Origin of the sequence: Vreelandella aquamarina (assembly GCF_020075495.1) — a bacterium.
GTDB lineage: Bacteria > Pseudomonadota > Gammaproteobacteria > Pseudomonadales > Halomonadaceae > Vreelandella > Vreelandella aquamarina_A.
In genome coordinates, this window is record NZ_JABYQT010000002.1 from 398,441 (window position 1) to 416,278 (window position 17,838).

Here is a 17,838-nt window from a genome sequence, read left to right on the forward strand (position 1 = left end):
GTCGTACATGACGATGATATTCGGTGTGCCCATGGCGGTGTTCATGGGTCAGCTGACGCTGGGGCTGGTGAACGGCGCCTTCTATGCGCTTCTGAGCCTGGGTCTGGCGGTCATCTTCGGGCTGTTGAAGATCGTCAACTTCGCCCACGGCGCCCAGTACATGCTGGGAGCGTTTGCTGCGCTTCTCGGCTTTCGCTACCTGGGCATCAACTACTGGCTGGCGCTCGTTCTGGTGCCATTGGTGATCGGCGGGCTTGGCATGCTGCTCGAGCGCTTTCTGCTGCGCCGCATCGCCCACCTGGACCATCTTTACGGGCTTCTATTGACCTTTGGCCTGGCGCTGATTATCGAGGGCACATTGGTCAATCTGTTCGGGGTTTCCGGGGCGCGCTACGCCACGCCGGAGATTCTACAGGGCGGGCTCAATCTGGGGTTCATGTTCCTGCCCACCTACCGGGCCTGGGTGCTGGTGGCTGCCCTTGCCATGTGCCTGTTCACCTGGTTCATGATCGAGCGCACTCGCCTGGGCGCCTACCTGCGTGCAGGCACTGAAAACTCCCAACTGATGCAGGCCTTCGGGGTGAACGTGCCGCTGTTGATCACCCTGACCTACGGATTCGGCGTGGGCCTTGCCGCCTTTGCCGGCGTGCTTGCTGCACCGCTTTACCCGGTATCGCCCACCATGGGGTCGAGTCTTTTGATCGTGGTATTCGCGGTGGTGGTAATTGGGGGTATGGGCTCGATCCTGGGCGCGATTCTTACCGGGCTTGGCATGGGCATCATCGAAGGACTGACCAAGGTGTACTACCCGGAAGCCGCCAACACGGTGATCTTTCTGGTCATGATCCTGGTTCTCATGCTGCGCCCGGCCGGGCTGTTCGGAAAGGAGGCATAGCCATGCCCGCATCAACCCTGCTCAAGGCGCCAACCGCCGTGGCCCAACGCCAGCGCCGGGCGAACCTGCGCCGTAATGCCTTCTATATCGCGCTGATCGGGGTGGGGCTGGTCGCGCCCTTTATCGCCTACCCCGTGTTTTTGATGAAGATACTCTGCTTTGCGCTGTTCGCCTGCGCCTTCAACCTGCTGCTGGGCTATGCCGGGCTCTTGTCCTTTGGCCACGCCGCGTTTCTGGCCACCGGCGGCTACGCCACGGGCTATCTGCTGGCAAGCTACCCGGGGCTTACGCCGGAGCTGGGCATTCTGGCCGGTACGCTGATGGCCACCCTTTTAGGCGTGCTGTTTGGCGTGCTCTCCATTCGCCGCCAGGGCATCTATTTTGCCATGGTGACGCTGGCGCTGGCGCAGCTGATGTTCTTCGTGTTCATCCAGGCGCCGTTCACCGGCGGGGAGGACGGGCTGCACGGCGTGCCCCGGGGCGAGCTGTTCGGGGTGATCAGCCTGCGCAGCAACCTGGCGATGTACTACTTCGTGTTCGTGATCTTTCTGCTCGGCTACGCGCTGATTCAGCGCACCGTGCATTCCCCCTTCGGTCAGGTGCTGAAAGCCATTCGCGAAAACGAGCCGCGGGCGATTTCGCTTGGCTACAACGTCGACGCCTACAAGCTGGTGGCCTTCGTGATCTCGGCGGGGCTTGCAGGGCTTGCGGGCTCCACCAAGACCGTGGTGTTCCAGCTGGCATCCTTGACGGACGCGCACTGGCACATGTCCGGCGAGGTGATCCTGATGACGCTGCTGGGCGGGGTGGGCACGCTGCTGGGCCCGTTGATGGGCGCGGGGCTGGTGGTCAGCCTTCAGCATCTGCTGGCACAGTCGCCGCTGGGCAACTGGGTCAGCGTGATTCTTGGCGCCATCTTCGTGGTGTGTGTCTTGAGCTTTCGAAGCGGCATCATCGGCGAGCTGGGGGCCATCTACCGCAAGAACTTCAAGTAAGCCGCCTGTTTCGGTGTTGGGCGCCTCAGGGCGCCTTTTTTATGTCGACGGCCTACGCCTACGCCCAAGGTAGAGGGGGTACGCCGTTGCGCGGTAACGCTTTAGGCGATAAGTTAACGTAAACGTCAATTAGCCTTGACCCTTCAATAATGACAACACAAAAGCCTCGCGCCTCTCGTCAGCCAGCGGCACAGCGACGGCTTTGGATGGAGATTCGCCATGAACTTCGAGCTGAGTGAAGACCAGGTCGCCTACGCCGATATGGCCAGAGCATTCGCCCAGAACGAGCTTGCACCCCACGCTGCCCGATGGGATGCCGAGGCCATCTTCCCGGTGGACGTGATCAAGAGGGCAGGCGAACTGGGATTCTGCTCGCTCTACGCCCCGGAGAGCGTGGGCGGGCTGGGGCTATCGCGGTTGGATGCCAGCATCATCTTCGAGCAGCTCTCCATGGGCTGCACCTCCACGACGGCGTACCTCACCATTCACAACATGGTGACCTGGATGCTCGCGGATTTCGGCACCCCAGAAGCCGTCGAGCAGTGGGGCGCCCGGCTTGCGACCGGCGAGCTGTTGGGTTCCTACTGCCTGACCGAACCCGGCGCGGGCTCGGATGCCGCCTCATTGAAAACCACCGCCAAGCGCGACGGTGACGACTACCTGCTCAACGGCAGTAAGATGTTCATTTCAGGCGCGGGCAGCACCGATTTTCTGGTGGTGATGGCGCGCACCGGCGGCGAGGGTGCAGGCGGCGTCTCGGCGTTTGCCGTGGATGCGAAGGCGGAAGGCATCAGCTATGGGCGCAAGGAGGAGAAGATGGGCTGGAACAGCCAGCCCACGCGCATGGTGACCTTTGAAGACGTGCGCGTTCCCGAAAGCCACCTGCTGGGCAAGGAGGGCGACGGCTTCAAGATCGCCATGAAAGGCCTCGACGGCGGGCGCATCAATATCGCCACCTGCTCCATCGGCACCGCCCAACAGGCGATCAACAAGGCCTGTGAGTACATGCAGGAGCGCAAGCAGTTCGGCAAGCGCCTGGCGGAGTTTCAGGCGCTGCAGTTCCGCCTGGCGGATATGGTCACGGAGCTGGTCGCCGCCCGCCAACTGGTGCGCATGGCCGCCACCAAGCTGGACGCCGGCCATGCGGACGCCACCACCTACTGCGCCATGGCCAAGCGCTTCGCCACCGATGTCGGCTTCAAGGTGTGCGACGAAGCGCTGCAGCTTTACGGCGGCAACGGCTATATCAAGGAGTACCCCATGGAGCGCTACGTGCGTGATACCCGAGTGCACCGTATTCTGGAAGGTACCAACGAGATCATGCGCCTGATCATCTCCCGCCGGGTGTTGGCCGAAGGCGCCGGCGAGCTATAGTGAACGCAGCGCTTTAGAAAACGAGCACTGGACTCTTCTTGCCAGATTTTTCTATCACAAGGATGCCTGCATGAGTAGCGTACTGTTCAACGAGCACGCCACCGGCGACGGCCACACCATCGGCGAAATCGTCCTCAACGCCGAGCGTTCGCTCAACGCCCTGACGCTTGCAATGATCGATGCGATTCGCCCACAGTTAAAGGCGTGGCAGGAGGATACGCGCATCGTGGCCGTGGTGCTGGACAGTGCCGGTGAAAAGGCCTTCTGCGCCGGCGGCGACGTGGTCAGCCTGTATAAATCGATCACCGGTGAACAAAACGACCCGGATTTCCCCGAGCGCTTCTTCACTCACGAGTACCGTCTGGATTTCGAGCTGCACACCTACTCCAAGCCCATCATCTGCTGGGGCAGCGGCATCGTGATGGGCGGCGGCATGGGGCTGCTCAGCGCCTGCAGCCACCGCGTGGTGACGGAAACCTCGCGCCTGGCCATGCCGGAGGTCACCATCGGCCTCTATCCGGATGTAGGCGCCAGCTGGTTTCTGAACCGTCTGCCCGTGGGCACCGGGCGTTTTCTGGCCATGACCGGCAGCCCGGTGAACGCGCTGGATGCGGTGCACCTGGGTCTGGCAGACCGCTGCATCGAAAGCAGCCAGCGTGAGGCGTTGATGCACTCGCTCACCCAGGCCCGCTGGCAGGAGAGCGGCACCATCGACGCTCACGGCGTGGTCAACCGTACGCTGCGCGAGCTGGAACAGGCGTCAAAAAGCCGCTTTGCCGAACTCGATACCCCGGTGCTCAACGCCACACCGCTGATTCGCGAGTTGATGGATCACGACACCACCGAGCAGACCGTGGCCGCCGTGCTGGCGGTGGAAAGCGATGACAGCTGGTTCGCTCGCGCCCAGAAAACCCTGGCCCACGGCAGCCCGGTCTCCATTACGCTGATCGATGAGCAGCTCAAGCGTGCCAGGTACATGTCGCTTGCCGAGGTGTTCCGCGCGGAGCTTGCACTTTCCGTGCAGTGTTGCCGCCACCGGGAATTTCCTGAAGGCGTGCGCGCGCTGCTGGTCGACAAGGACGCCAGCCCCGCCTGGGCCTACCCGGACGTGGCCTCCGTAGAGCAGGGTTTCATCGACGAACTACTGACCTCGCCCTGGGAGCAGAGTCCGCTCGCCAACCTGGGCGAATGACCCATCATCTTCATATAACAAGGACAATATCATGACCACGATCGCCTTCATTGGCCTGGGCAACATGGGCGGCCCCATGGCCGCCAACCTCTCCAGCGCCGGCTTCAACGTGCGCGCCTTCGATCTCTCCCAGGATGCACTGGACGCCGCTGAATCCCACGGCTGCGAAGTCGCCGCCTCGGCGGTTGATGCGGCCAAGGAGGCGGATGTCATCATTTCCATGCTGCCCGCCGGCCAGCAGGTGCGCGGGCTGTTCGTGGATGGCGAGACGCCGCTGTTCGAAGTGATCAAGAAGGGCGCGCTGGTCATCGACTCCTCCACCATCGACGCTGATACCGCGCGCAGCGTAGCCGCCGTCGGGGCGGAAAAGGGCATCGGGTTCATCGATGCGCCGGTATCCGGCGGGGTAGGCGGCGCCCAGGCGGGCACCTTGACGTTTATCGTGGGTGGAAGTGTGGAACAGTTCGAGCAGGCCCGGCCACTGCTCGAGGTGATGGGCAAGAACATCTTCCACGCCGGTGATCACGGCGCCGGGCAGGTAGCCAAGGCCTGCAACAACATGCTGCTCGCGATTTTGATGGCGGGTACCTGCGAGGCGCTCAACATGGGGGTGAAAAACGGCCTGGATCCTGCGGTGCTGTCCGACATCATGAAGCAGAGCTCCGGCGGTAACTGGGCGCTCAACGTCTACAATCCGTATCCCGGCGTGATGGAAAACGCCCCGGCCTCGAAGGGCTACCAGGGCGGCTTTCTGACCGACCTGATGATCAAGGACCTGGGGCTTGCCATGGATATCAGCCAGCAAAGCGCCGCGGCCGTGCCCATGGGGTCCGCCGCCCGGGCGCTGTTTACCCTGCACAAGGCAGAGGGCCACGGCCGGCTGGATTTCTCCAGCCTGATGACGTTCTATCAGGGGAAGAAGGGGCAGTAGCACCGACGTGCGGCACCCGAAGGTCGCCTTGCCACCCAGTCATGCCCAAGGCACACTCAGGGCGCTCTCATCCAGGACTCTCTCATTCAGGGCGCTGTCATCCAGGGCTCTGTCACCACCAAAACAAGGATTGCCATGATCACGCTTTGGGGCCGCAACAACTCTACCAACGTCAAGAAGGTGCTGTGGGTACTGGAGGAGCTCGAGCTGCCGTTCGAGCAGATTCAGGCGGGTCTTCAGCACGGTGTGAACAACACGCCGGAATACAAGGCCATGAACCCCAACGGCCTGGTGCCGCTTTTAAAGGATGATGCTTTCGAGACCCTGCTGTGGGAATCCAACACCATCATCCGTTATCTGGCCGCGCAGTACGGTGAAGGCAAACTGTGGATTGAAGCGCCCGCCAGGCGCGCCCAGGCGGAAAAGTGGATGGACTGGGCCAACAGCACGCTTTCACCCGCGCACCGCGTGATTCTGATGGGCTACGTCAGAACCCCGGAGGCCGAGCGCGATACCGCCGCCATCGATGCCGGCATGCAAGCCTGCGAGAAGCTCTTTGCGCTTTTGGATGGAACCCTCGCCAAGCAAACCTACTTCTCCGGCGATGCCTTTGGCCTTGGCGATATCGCCGTTGCCCCTTTCATCTACAACCTCTGGAACATCGGCCTGACCTGGCAGCCCCGTCCCCACCTGGAGCGCTGGTACCAGCAATTGACCGAACGCCCCGCGTTCCAGAACGTGGTAATGATCCCCGTCACCTGATCTTGTTGATATGCCAAGAACCTGAAGGCAGATACAAACGCGTAGCACGCGGTAACGCGCACCGCGTGGCACCCACGTCTGGCTGCCCAGAGGCTGAAAGATCCTGCCTGGCCGAAACAGAAACTTTCCTCCATATTTACAATAGGTCAGATGAAAGGCCACCGACGTACAACCGGCGGCAACGATAATGAGCGATCGCTCGAGTGAAAGGGGATGCATCAATGACAGGGACACATACATCATCATCGGCAGGATTCTTGAGCGATAACCGGGTAAGAGTCCTTCTGGTTCTCGTACTGGTTGCGGTGGCCTGGGCCGTGGTGGCGCATATCATTGCAAGCTCGCGACAAGACGATATTGAGGCACTCGAGGCGCGCCTGGCCGATACGGAGCGCGAGCATCAACAGATTCAAGCGCAGATGACGGAAGTCGAAGCCGCCGAGCTCGACCTTGCCACCTTGCGTCAGCGTAGGGAAGCTCTCGAGGTCGAACAGGCCGAGGCAGAGGCGGCGCTGGCGTCAACCCGCGCCGATATTGCCAATGCTGAAGACGATTTGACCGCGTTACGTGGGGAGCGTGAAACTCGTGAAGAAGAGATCCAGGACCTCGATGAGCAGATAGACGAAAGGCAGCGCCGTCTTGAGAAGCTCGATGAGGATGTCGCCGCGTTGGAAGACGAAGCCCAAGAGGCGCAAGCTGCCCACGATGACGCAGCACAGTCGCGTCAAAATGCGCAAGAAGCTCGCGACCAGGCCGAATCAGACCTGGAGGCTCTTGACGCTGATATCGAAGAAGCCAATGCCCGGCTTGCCGAGGCCAATAGCCAGCGCGATGCCATGGTTGAAGAGGTAAGGGCACTGGAGCGGACACGGCAGGCGCTTTCAATTGAAATCACGGCACTGAACGTGATGCGCCGTACAGCGCAAACACCTTGACGATGAAGGCGCTGGCGCTGGCGCATTACAGCTACACTACTGCCAGTATTCAATGCCACAATGCGCTGGGCGACTCTTCGTTAATGAAGGGAAGGGTCGCCGGTTACCAGCTTGAAACAACCAGCCACTTCGCTGCTACTGGTGTATTGAAAAACTACAGGTCATTGGAAAAGCGCTGTACAGCGTCGACTACCTGCCTGGCGCCTTCCTGAATCTCGACAATCACGCTGCCCGCCTGACTTGCCAGCTCCAGCCCTTGCTCGGCTTCTTCCCGGGTATTGAACATCTGACGCATGACGTCATTCGAGAGTGCCTGGTTTTTCTCGACGACGCTTACAATTTCCACGGTGGCGGCACTGGTGCTTGCCGCCAACTTGCGCACTGCCTCGGCCACTACCGCGAATCCGCGCCCCTGTTCACCGGCCCGGGCGGCTTCGATGGCGGCGTTTATCGCCAGCAAATTGGTCTGCACCGCGATATCGCCGATGGTCTTGACGATGGCATTGATCTGTACAGACTGCTTGTCCAGCGCTTCGATGCTGTTGGAAGCTACCTGCATTTCCGAGGCTATCTGGCGCATGGTTTCGACCGTCTGCTGCACCACCGTCGCTCCCTTTTGAGCGCTGATATCCGTCTGCTGTGAAACGTCATAAGCCACGTTTGCGCCCTCGCGCACCTGCGCTTCGCGAGCCACCTGGTCGGTGATCACGCTTGCAAACTTAACCACCTTCCACAAGTAGCCATCGGTGTCGTAGACCGGGTTATAGGTGGCTCTCAACCAGACATCGCGACCTTGGCTATCGATCCGCTGGAAACGGTCTGCCACATACTCGCCGCTATTCAGTTTTGCCCAGAAGGCGGTGTATTCGGGGGAGTCAGCCTGCTCCGAGGTACAGAACATGCGGTGGTGCTGACCGATTAGTTGTTCAAGCCGATAGCCCATGGCCTGCAGGAACTGCTCGTTGGCGGTGATGATGGTGCCATCGAGGTTGAACTCGATAACGGCGGTGGAGCGAAGCAGCGCGGCAATGAATGCCTTGCTCTCCGTTGCCCCCTCTACCTTCTGGGTCACATCGCGGCCGTACCCCTGCACACATTTGAGTTTGCCGCCTGCTCCGCGTATCGGAAGCCAGTCGACGTTCAGCCAGACGAGCGAGCCATCGGCACGCAAGTAACGGTAGTTGTCATTGATGGGTGCGAACGATGCAATGGCTTGATTGAAGTCTCGAAAGCAGGGTAGCTCCGTGACGTAGGATGGCACGATTTCTGACATTGGCCGCCCCAATAGCTGCTCTCGCGGGTAACCGAGGGCATCGGCAAAGCCCTGGTTGAGAGCAGAGATACACAAGTCGGCGTTCAGCGTGATGGACAGCAAGCCCCGTTCCATCTGGTCATGCAGTTGGCGCAGTGCCGTCAATCCACCAAGCTGCTGCTTGGGTTCTTTGTTGAGGCGAAGATGAAACATCAGAAAGCTCCAGGCGACGATAACAGTTAGCTATCGGCAGACTGAACCGGCGCTTGAGGTTTCCAGTTCAAAAATGGTGGGTATCCGAATGGATAGCTGGAATAGAGAAGTGGTATTGAAGTGCTGACACTGGATGATGAGATATTTACGTCTGACCTGAATCAACAATTCGCTTTAAATGATTAAAAAAAACTTGATCTTGCTGGCGCAGGCGGAGTCATGCAGTAGGCTGAAACCATAGGTTGGTTCTCATGCCCCCATCTTGCTGGGCAGCATCTTGCAGTCTTGATCAGCCTATTTCCTCGGCTACTTGAACCTCTTTTCAAGTGGCCCACATGCAAAAGCGCAATTAAGAGGCAATCACCATGGCGACGAAACCTAAAGGTAACGGTAGCGGCGGTAAGTCTTCTAATGCGAACTCTCCCATCCACTCGGTCGCCTGCGGGCCGGAGCGGCTTCTGTTGGCCGCGCTGGAACGGGGCGGTAACTGTTCGGAGACCGGACGCTATCTGGTCAGCTACCGGCAAGGCATGTTGGATGAAGGAATAAAGGCTCTCAAGGATCAGCAGTTTCGTGTCGCCGATGCGCGCGACTTCAACGCTCAGGCGGCCAATCTGGAAGATACAGGAGATGCCGAGGTGATGGTGTTCCCGGAGCTGGGGGTGGCGCTGCTGGGCGGGGATGCCCTGGAGCAGCGTGGGCTGCGTACGGACGACAAGCTCTTCGCCCAACAGGCCATCGAGTGTATCGAACCCGAGTATTTCGTGTTTGCCGAAAGCGCCGAATACCTGAGAGGGTTTCTACGCGCGGCCAGCACCATCGCTGAAGACCTGGGTAACCTCGAAAGAGAAGAAGGGCGTTTCGAGGCGAGCGTTGATCAGGTGACCTGGGGGCTTGCTCGATGCCGAGTGCCACAGAGCATGTGGACCGGTGCAGGTATCAACGTTGCTGTGCTCGATTCCGGCATGGACCTGGGGCACCCGGATTTCCTGGGCCGCTCGATGGAGAGCCGCTCCTTCGTAGGCCAGCCGGTTCAGGATCTGCACGGTCACGGCACGCACTGCATCGGCACTGCCTGTGGCCCGAGAACGGCATCCGGGCGCATACCGGGCTATGGGGTGGCGCATCAAGCGCAAATTCTGATCGGCAAAGTGCTCACCAACGCCGGCGGTAGCGCGGGGGCGAGTGTACTTTCGGGAATGAACTGGGCAATCGCCAACCGCTGCGAGGTGATCTCGATGTCGCTGGGTGGCCAGAGCCCGGTGCAGACGGCATTTACCAACGCCGGAGCCGCCGCACTGCGTAATGGTTGTCTGGCCATTGCCGCCTCGGGCAACGAAGGGCTCAATACCGGCTCGCCGGCCAACTCGCCCACCATCATGTCGGTGGCGTCGCTGGATCCTGACTTGCGACCTTCCAATTTTTCCAACTATGGCAAGGTGGAAATCGCAGCGCCGGGGCGAGACGTGCTTTCCTCCTGGCCGCGTCCGGTCAATTACCGCTCGATCAGCGGCACCAGCATGGCCACGCCCCATGTGGCAGGGTGCGCCGCGCTCTGGGCGCAGTCGGATGCCTCGCTCAGAGGCATGAGCCTGTGGCGGCGGCTGGTGGATTCCGCCCAGCGCCTGCCTTCCTCTGAAACCCGTGTTGGTGCGGGGCTGGTACAGGCGCCCTGATAGACCGATAATCCCTGGGCAGCTGCTACAGGCTGCCCAGGGCACTTATCTTGGAGACAAGACGATGCAGAAGATCGAGTTATGGGTCATCACCGTTTCAAGCGACCGGTCGATCACCGAGACCGCGGCACGACTCAAGGCCGAAGGCCTGACGATCTGTGATCTGCTGGAAGATATCGGCTGCATTACTGGTGAAGCAGATAACGCCACGGCCCAGCGTCTGAAACATATCGACGGCGTGGTGGATATCGCCCCGGATATGCCCATTGACCTGGGCCCGCCCGGCTCTGGTCAGACCTGGTAAGCGCCGGGCTGGCCAGTACGCTCATGTCTGCGCCGTCACTCTTGCTGCTTGCTGATATCATCCTGATCGTTCACGTCCTGTTCGTGGCCTTCGTGGTGCTGGGGCTGCTTGCCATCTACGCGGGCTGTTTTCTTGGGTGGCGCTGGGTGCGCAACAAGACCTTTCGCATCGTTCATCTGTGCGCCATTGGTTACGTGGTTGGTCAGGCCTGGGTCGGCGCCATCTGTCCACTCACCACCTGGGAAATGGCCCTGCGCGAGCAGGCCGGCGCCGCTACCTATTCAGGCTCCTTCATTCAGCACTGGCTGCAGAGCCTGCTTTACTACACCGCGCCTGAGTGGGTCTTCATCGTGCTCTACTCATTGTTTGCTAGCCTAGTGCTGGCAAGCTGGTGGGTGGTGCGGCCCGGTGGTCCGGGCAGGAATAAGCGTCAGAGATAATCCAGCACGTCGAAGTGATCACACCCTGGTACATCCAGAAACCTTGCCTGCACCTGGGCATCGCGAAGGGCCACGACAAAGTCGTGGCTCTGCTCTCGAAACGTGGGTGGGTCGTTTTCCGCCACCACTACCTGGCAGGGAGGAAGCTGGTCGAGCCGGCCAAACCGCGGACTGAGTGCCTGCGCCTGGGCGCTGCTCAGGCCTAGCGGCTGGTTGACGTAGGTATCTACCAGCGGTGTGAGATCGAACACGCCGCTGACCAGCAGCAGCTTGTCTATCGGCACCTTGCCCGTGGCGGCGACCCAGTACGCCAGCTGGGCGCCGGCACTGTGCCCGCCCAGGTGAATCGTCCACTCGCCGCCGTGCTCGGCCAATACGTGGCAGGTTGCCGCCACTCCCTGCTGGCACTGCTCGATCATCATTTCTATCGATGTGCCGGGGGCCAGTCCGTACTCGAGCGAGGCAAAGGCCATGCCGCGGGCAAGATAACGCTCGGCCAGAAAGTCCGTCGCCGTGTGATCCAGCGCCTGCCAGTAGCCGCCGTGGATGAACACCATCAACGGCCACGGGCCTTCGCCTTCGGGTATGAACAGGTTGAACTTGCGCCCTTGGCCTGCCTCGATTGACACCGGCGGATGGCGCTCGGCAAAGGCCCGCCCGGCTTCGGCCTGACGGGCGAGCGTGGCTTCATGATCCCGGGCGAAGCGGCTGGGCGAATAGGCGATATCCTGAGGCGTTTGCGTCATGGCGATATCTCAGGTCACCGCGCCGCGCACGTGAAACTGCGGGTGCTTGAACTCACCACGTTCCACCACTTCGCGGAAATGCCGGGCAGCCTGCCACACGTCCTCGAAACTGAGATAAAGCGGGGTGAAGCCAAAGCGCATCAGTCCCGGCTCGCGGTAATCCCCGATCACCCCGCGGGCAATCAATGCCTGCACGATGGCGTAGCCGTTTTCACCGTCGATGAGCGATACCTGGCTGCCGCGCTTGTCGGCGCTCGGAGTAATGTCCTTGATGCCGTGGGCATCGAACAGATCGCTCAGGCAGGCACGGAACAGGTCCGTCAGGGCGAGGCTTTTCTCGCGCAGGCCCTGCATGTCCACCTCGTTCCACAGCGCAAGCGAGGCTTCTAGCGCGGTGTAGGCAAGGGCCGAGTGGGTGCCGGTGCGAAAGCGCGAGATATCGCCGGCGGGGGCGTAGTCGGCATCAAAGGCGAAGGGCGCGGTGTGGCCGTGCCAGCCGGAGAGCGGCTGCCAGCCGCCGTCCTGTACGTTTTGCTGAACGTAGAGAAACGCCGGTGCGCCGGGGCCACCGTTCAGGTACTTGTAGGTGCAGCCCACTGCGAAGCGCGCCCCGCTTTCATTGAGACGAACCGGCAGTGCTCCTGCGGAGTGGGCGAGGTCCCAGATGACTTCGACGCCGTGGTCGTGGGCGAGCCTTGTAGTGGCGGCCATGTCGCGAAGTGCGCCGGTGCGGTAGTTTACCTGGCTGAGCACCACGACCGCTACGCCCTCCAGGTGTTCGGCAAGCTCGGCGCCTTCGGGTAGAAAGCGGTGTTCAAGGCCGCTGACCTGACAAAAGCCCTGGGCAATGTAGCCATCGGTAGGGAAGTTGCCGCCTTCGGAAAGCACTGCGCGGCGCTCGACCGGCGCCTGCTGGGTGATGTAGCCCAGGAGCTTGAAGATATTGAGCGTGATGTTGTCGGTCACGCAGACTTCACCCTGGCCCGCGCCGATGACCGGGGCCAGTAGATTGCCCAGGCGCTCGGGTGAGTCGAACCAGCCCTGGTTCCAGCCCTTGATCAGCTCGTCGCGCCACTGATCCAGCGTGGCGTTAACCGCCTGCCTGGCTGCGGTGGGCTGGGCGCCGAGCGAGTTGCCATCGAGATACAGCACGCCTTCCGGCAGGGAGAAGTGCGCCTTGAAGCCAGCCAAGGGGTCGTTTTGGTCGCGCTCTTGAACGCTTTCCAGGGTGATGCCGTTCAAATCTTGCGTCATATCCGCTACTCCAGAAAATCGAATATCGCTGCGGTGTATCACCGCCCGCCTAGATAGTGGTGCGCACGCTCCAGAGCTCCGGGAAGAACTGCAGGTCCAGCGCCTTGACCAGGTAGTTGACGCCCGCCGTGCCGCCAGTGCCACGCCGGTAGCCGATGATGCGCTCCACGGTCTTCATGTGGTTGAACCGCCAGCGCTGAAAGTTGAACTCCACGTCCACCAGCTTCTCGGCAAGTTCGTACAGATCCCAGTACTGTTCGCTGTTGCGGTAGATCTCGGTCCAGGCGGCTTCCACCTCAGGGCTTGCGGTGTAGGGCATGCTCCAGTCGCGTTCGACTTTATCCTCGGGAATATTGAACCCGCGGCGGGCCAATAGCTGCAGCACGATATCGTAAAGGCTCGGTGCCTTGAGACACTCCTGTAGCTTCTGATAGTGCTTGGGCTTGGCGCGGTGGGCCTCGATCAGCTTGGCGTTCTTGTTGCCCAGCAGAAATTCGATTTCACGGTACTGGTAGGACTGAAAGCCCGAACTCTGGCCCAGGCTATCGCGAAAGCTCGCGTAGTCTGCCGGGGTCATGGTGACCAGTACTTCCCAGGCCTTGATCAGCTGTTCCTGAATGCGCGATACCCGGCTTAGCATCTTGAACGCCGGGGAGAGGTTGTCGTTCTGGATATGTTGTGCCGCTCCGTGGGCTTCGTGCAGGCAGAGCTTGATCCAGAGCTCGGAGACCTGGTGAATGACGATGAACAGCAGTTCATCGTGCTCGCTTGATGCCGGGTTCTGGCAGGCCAGCAAGGGCTCGAGGTCCAGGTATTGGCCGTAGCTGATGTCCTGGTCCCAATGGATGGCTTCGTTATCGACGCTGTTTTTAGTGGTCATGGTGGTCTGCGCCTTTAGAAAGGTGAGTGTGTGCCTCAAGTTCGCCCAGGTCCCAGAATACCCCAGCGGCCATCTTTAACCCCTGCTCGAGAATGCTTTCCAGCAGGTGCTCGTCAGGCGCGTGCTGGTTGCAGGAGGGGTAGGAGTGGGGCAGCCATACCGTGGGAAGATTCAACGCATCGGAAAAGCAGTGGTTGGGAATGGTGCCGCCTAGATTGGGCAGGATATGTGCGGGTTCCCCCAGGCTCTGCTGGGCCGACTGCGCCACGAAACCGACCCAGGGATGGCCGGGGTCCAGCCGGGTAGCGGCGTAACCGCCAAGCATGTCGAGTTCGATGGCGTCGAAGCCGTGGGCATCCAAATGCGCGCGCAGGTTCTCTTCCACCGCCTGCCAGTCGGTGCCTTTCACGAAGCGCAGTTGCATGATGGCCTCGGCACTGGCGGGAATTGCGCCGACCGGCTTGTCCGTACGGCCCGCGCTCATGCCCAGCACTTCCAGGGTATTGGCACCGTACAGGCGCTCGCCGTTGGTCAGTGCCTTTTCGCCCCAGTCGGGATTGATGGCAGGGTCGGTGCTTCCGCCGCCGACCGGAAGATCACGAATCAACCGAGACAACGCCTCGGTCATGACCGGCGCGCGGAGGAAATCGACCTGAATGCAGCCCTCGCTCGAGAGCAGCGTCGCGATGGCGTTGCACAGCACCACCGCCGGATTGGTAATGACCCCGCCCCAGTTGCCCGAGTGGCGCCCACCGTTGCCTGGGTTGAGGGAGAGCTTGAACTGCACCACACCGCGCGAGCCCAGAAACAGGGTGGGCATGTCCGCACGAATACGCGGGCCGTCGGAAGCGAGAAACAGATCCGCCGCCAGCGTTTCCTGATAGGTGCGGCAGACCTCTTCGAGCCCTGGTGAGCCGATCTCTTCGCTCATCTCGAACAGAATCTTGACGTTGTAGCCCAGTCTGCCCTCACGTGCCTTTATCACCGCTTCGAGCGCAGCCAGATTGACGCTGTGCTGGCCCTTGTTATCCGCGGTGCCGCGCCCGTAGATACGGTCGTCGACAAAGGTCAGTGCCCAGGGGTCGATGCCGTCGCCCCAGGTTTCTTCCTGGCCATCGGTCACATCGCCATGACCGTACAGCAGTAGCGTTGCAAGGGCCGGGTCTTCGATGCGCTGGCCGATCAACAGGGGCGGGCGGCCGGGCAAGGGGTTATCGATGATATCGCAGCCAAACCCCAGCCGACTCAGAAGCGGCACCATTTCCCGGGTGAGATAATCGTGCAGGATGGATTGGCGAGCGGGGTCCTGGCTGACCGTCTGCATGGCCACCCGGCGCGCCAGAGTGGCGTAAAAGGTGCCATCCGTCAGAGTGTCAGTGGCAAGCTGGAGCGCGCGCTGGCGGCCTGAAAGTGATTGATCCATAAACTGCCCTTGTCGTTGTCCTTGCAGAAAAGCGGTGCGGGTAACCGTTGACCTTGAGCCTAAATCTTGCCGTGCCTTGCGACCATCATTAATATTTCAAGTATTCTTTCTAATTCTGGAAAGGCGAGGTTACCCATCCTCGGAGGCGATATGCTGGAACTCAACTTGCGTTATTTTCATAGTGTGGCGAAAACCGGCTCGCTCTCCGCTGCTGCAGAAGAGCTGCACGTCGCCGTCTCGGCGGTGAGTCGCCAGATCACCAACCTGGAGCAGCGCCTGCACCTCAAGCTATTCGAACGCCAGCCTCGTGGCATGCAGTTGACCGAGGCGGGCAGGCTGCTCCAGGCCTATGCACTGCGTAACCAGCTGGAAGTGGAGAGCGTGATCACCCAGATGAAGGAGGTCACCACTCGCCAGCAGAAAAGAATCAATGTGGCCTGCCCGGATGGCATGGCCTGGCACTTTCTACCCAGCGTGATGTCGGCGTTCATTCTCGAATACCCGGATACCCGGTTCGATCTGCAGGTGGTCGACTCCGTGCGTGCATCGAAGCTTGTGCAAGAGGGGGCGGTGGACATTGCCCTGACATTCAGCCTATCGCCGGATATCGGCATCCAGGTTGTATCAAGCCACAGCGCGGCAATTGGTGCGCTGATGTCCCGCCAGCACCCCCTGGCCGAACGCGATAACCTGTCGGTAAAAGCGCTGAGCCAGTATCCCGTGACCATGTCGCTCAACGGCTCGACCGTGCGCTATCTGTTCGACGTGGCGTGCAGTCTGGCCGGGGTCAAGGTGCAGCCGAGCTTCGTGTGTGATTCGCTCGGGGCCACCTACACCATGGTAAGCGAACACCCGAACATGGTCGGCCTGTGCAGCGCCGTGGCGGTGAGCGGCAAGACCGAAAGCGAAGGCCTGGTCTTCAAGCTGCTCAAGGAGCCGCAGCTGGCGCTTCGAAGTCTGCAGGTGCAGGTCATGGCCGAGCGTCATATGCCTGCGCATATCGACGCTTTTTTAACCTTTCTCGAAACGCGGCTGAAGGCGGCCTGCCTATAAAACATGCCGCCCCTGAGCTGCATGAATATCAGAAGGGACCGTAGTTGATGCCCACGGCCACCGCCACGAACACACCGCCGGTCACGACCCAGATCGCGACCAGGGGTAGTACAAACTTGAACCATTCGACGTAGGAGATGCGCGCGATGGCAAGGCAGGCCATCAGCGTACCGGAAAGCGGCGTGATGATGTTGGTGACCGCATCACCCAGCTTGAAGGTAATGAACGTTGCCTGGCGGGTAACGTCAAGCATATCGCCAATGGGTACCATGATGGGCATGACGATGGCCGCCTGACCGGTGCCGGAGGTGATCAGCCCGTTGAAGATCAGGTTGAACACGTAGAGAAGCTCCATCGCGACGATCTTGCCGTAGCCATCCAGTGACGTGGCCACGCTGTGCACCAGGGTGTCGATAAGCTGGGCCTGCCTCAGCAGCACGATGACCGCCGCCGCCACGCCGACCACCAGGGCGCCGTACATCACTTCACCTGCGCCGCTCATCAGACGTTTGATAAAGTCGTTGGGTGAAATCCGCCCGATGAACGCCGTGACGATTCCGAGTATCAGGAAGGTGGCTGAAAGCTCGGGAATGCCCCAGTCCCGGTCGAAGGCGCCGAAGAGGAAAAAACCGATAGCCAGGGGGAACAGAGCCAGCACCAGCTTGTGAGTCAAGGTAAAGCTGGGATAAACGTCCGGCTGGCCATTCTGACCTGCGCTTGCGAACGCCTCGACGCCCATCACGCTCAAGTTAGGGTTGTGCTTGATACGTTTGGCGTAGCGGCAGATATAGGCGGCAGTAATCGCCAGAAAGACCACAAAGATCGCCCCGCGGTAGAGGAAACCCGAAAACAGCGGAAGCTCGGCGATGGTTTGCCCCGTAACGGTCACGGTGGGGTCGAATACCCCGGCGCCAAAACCGGCGTAGGAGCCCAGGAAAATGATCCCGACGCCAACGACCGGGTCAAGCTTCATCGAGCGGGCTAGAATCAAGCCGATAGGAATGAAGGCGATGGCCAGATTGGCGCCCACGCCCACCGAGGCAAGCGTTGCGAAGGTAGCGCAGTAGATGAAGATCAGCAGGTTCTGACGGCCTTTTGCCAGGTTGAGCAGGCGGTAGATACCGGCGCTGATCGCGCCGGTCGACTCGATGACCTTCAACACGCCACCCACGATCAGAATGAGAAAGATCAGCGTCGAGGCGGCCACCAGTCCGTTATGGATAGCGGTGAACAGATCCATCAGGTCAAGCGGCGCGGCCTCGATATAGCGAAAGCTGTCCGTGGCCACTTGGGTAAGGCCATTGGCGGTACTGCGCTCGTAGGTGCCCGCCGGAATAAGGTACGACGCCAGCAGAACCAGCACCATGAAACCGAACAGGATGATGAAAACATCCGGCATGGGCAGCTTTTTCTTTCGGGGCGCCATGGCGCCTGCCTCACCGGGGGTAGTCTTTAGGGGCATGAAGAGTCTCCACTTTCAGGGGATTATCGTTTTAATGGGTAAAGCAGGCGT

The 17,838-nt window shown here is 60.7% G+C and carries 17 protein-coding genes; 11 read left to right on the forward strand and 6 right to left on the reverse strand.

From position 1 onward, the window contains the following. Positions 1 to 7 precede the first annotated feature (7 nt). The 7 genes from HW452_RS04510 (at position 8) to HW452_RS04540 (ending at position 7,084) form a co-directional block, all read left to right on the forward strand. Positions 8 to 895: a branched-chain amino acid ABC transporter permease gene (locus tag HW452_RS04510; RefSeq protein WP_224104902.1), complete on the forward strand. Its 888-nt coding sequence runs from the start codon at positions 8 to 10 to the stop codon at positions 893 to 895. A 2-nt stretch (positions 896 to 897) separates the two neighbouring features. After that, on the forward strand, positions 898 to 1,890 hold the full coding sequence (locus tag HW452_RS04515) for a branched-chain amino acid ABC transporter permease (protein WP_224104903.1): 993 nt from the start codon (positions 898 to 900) through the stop codon (positions 1,888 to 1,890). A gap of 219 nt (positions 1,891 to 2,109) precedes the next feature. Then, entirely contained in the window at positions 2,110 to 3,264 is a 1,155-nt protein-coding gene (locus HW452_RS04520; protein ID WP_224104904.1) for an acyl-CoA dehydrogenase family protein, read from the forward strand. A 70-nt stretch (positions 3,265 to 3,334) separates the two neighbouring features. After that, complete coding sequence (locus tag HW452_RS04525; RefSeq protein ID WP_224104905.1) at positions 3,335 to 4,456, forward strand: enoyl-CoA hydratase/isomerase family protein; 1,122 nt, start codon at positions 3,335 to 3,337, stop codon at positions 4,454 to 4,456. 31 nt (positions 4,457 to 4,487) lie between these two features. Further along, positions 4,488 to 5,387 carry a 3-hydroxyisobutyrate dehydrogenase gene (gene mmsB / locus HW452_RS04530; RefSeq protein WP_224104906.1) on the forward strand — a complete coding sequence of 300 codons (900 nt, stop codon included), beginning with the start codon at positions 4,488 to 4,490 and terminating at the stop codon, positions 5,385 to 5,387. A gap of 135 nt (positions 5,388 to 5,522) precedes the next feature. Beyond that, a complete protein-coding gene (locus HW452_RS04535; protein ID WP_224104907.1) occupies positions 5,523 to 6,149 on the forward strand; it encodes a glutathione S-transferase family protein in 627 nt (208 codons plus the stop codon). Positions 6,150 to 6,370: 221 nt separating this feature from the next. Then, complete coding sequence (locus HW452_RS04540) at positions 6,371 to 7,084, forward strand: hypothetical protein (protein ID WP_224104908.1); 714 nt, start codon at positions 6,371 to 6,373, stop codon at positions 7,082 to 7,084. 154 nt (positions 7,085 to 7,238) lie between these two features. Here HW452_RS04540 and HW452_RS04545 read toward each other — a convergent pair whose 3' ends face one another. Then, positions 7,239 to 8,549: a methyl-accepting chemotaxis protein gene (locus HW452_RS04545; protein WP_224104909.1), complete on the reverse strand. Its 1,311-nt coding sequence runs from the start codon at positions 8,547 to 8,549 to the stop codon at positions 7,239 to 7,241. A gap of 365 nt (positions 8,550 to 8,914) precedes the next feature. Here HW452_RS04545 and HW452_RS04550 point away from each other — a divergent pair, with 365 nt between their 5' ends. The 3 genes from HW452_RS04550 (at position 8,915) to HW452_RS04560 (ending at position 10,969) form a co-directional block, all read left to right on the forward strand. Continuing rightward, entirely contained in the window at positions 8,915 to 10,225 is a 1,311-nt protein-coding gene (locus tag HW452_RS04550; RefSeq protein WP_224104910.1) for a S8 family serine peptidase, read from the forward strand. Between the two features lie 64 nt (positions 10,226 to 10,289). Continuing rightward, the gene (locus tag HW452_RS04555; RefSeq protein ID WP_224104911.1) at positions 10,290 to 10,529 is read left to right on the forward strand and encodes a hypothetical protein; all 240 of its coding nucleotides are present in this window, start codon (positions 10,290 to 10,292) and stop codon (positions 10,527 to 10,529) included. A 23-nt stretch (positions 10,530 to 10,552) separates the two neighbouring features. Further along, positions 10,553 to 10,969 carry a DUF2784 domain-containing protein gene (locus HW452_RS04560; RefSeq protein WP_224104912.1) on the forward strand — a complete coding sequence of 139 codons (417 nt, stop codon included), beginning with the start codon at positions 10,553 to 10,555 and terminating at the stop codon, positions 10,967 to 10,969. On the opposite strand, the gene HW452_RS04565 is transcribed toward HW452_RS04560, so the two are convergent. Genes HW452_RS04565 through HW452_RS04580 form a run of 4 tightly spaced genes read right to left on the reverse strand, consistent with a single transcriptional unit; the run spans position 10,960 to position 15,272 of the window. Continuing rightward, positions 10,960 to 11,715, reverse strand: coding sequence for an alpha/beta hydrolase (locus HW452_RS04565; protein WP_224104913.1), 756 nt, complete (start codon positions 11,713 to 11,715; stop codon positions 10,960 to 10,962). The genes HW452_RS04560 and HW452_RS04565 overlap by 10 nt on opposite strands. Before the next feature lie 9 nt (positions 11,716 to 11,724). Beyond that, on the reverse strand, positions 11,725 to 12,969 hold the full coding sequence (gene kynU / locus HW452_RS04570; RefSeq protein ID WP_224104914.1) for a kynureninase: 1,245 nt from the start codon (positions 12,967 to 12,969) through the stop codon (positions 11,725 to 11,727). Positions 12,970 to 13,018: 49 nt separating this feature from the next. Next, a complete protein-coding gene (gene kynA / locus HW452_RS04575; RefSeq protein ID WP_224104915.1) occupies positions 13,019 to 13,849 on the reverse strand; it encodes a tryptophan 2,3-dioxygenase in 831 nt (276 codons plus the stop codon). Further along, positions 13,839 to 15,272, reverse strand: a complete 1,434-nt coding sequence (locus HW452_RS04580) for a M20 family metallopeptidase (RefSeq protein ID WP_224104916.1) — start codon at positions 15,270 to 15,272, stop codon at positions 13,839 to 13,841. Before HW452_RS04580 ends, kynA begins: the two co-directional genes overlap by 11 nt. Positions 15,273 to 15,422: 150 nt before the next feature. Between HW452_RS04580 and HW452_RS04585 the strand changes: the two genes are divergently transcribed. Continuing rightward, positions 15,423 to 16,325 carry a LysR family transcriptional regulator gene (locus HW452_RS04585; protein WP_224104917.1) on the forward strand — a complete coding sequence of 301 codons (903 nt, stop codon included), beginning with the start codon at positions 15,423 to 15,425 and terminating at the stop codon, positions 16,323 to 16,325. Between the two features lie 28 nt (positions 16,326 to 16,353). Here the strand turns inward: HW452_RS04585 and HW452_RS04590 are convergent, their stop codons facing one another. Further along, complete coding sequence (locus tag HW452_RS04590) at positions 16,354 to 17,787, reverse strand: YfcC family protein (protein ID WP_224104918.1); 1,434 nt, start codon at positions 17,785 to 17,787, stop codon at positions 16,354 to 16,356. Between the last annotated feature and the right edge of the window lie 51 nt (positions 17,788 to 17,838).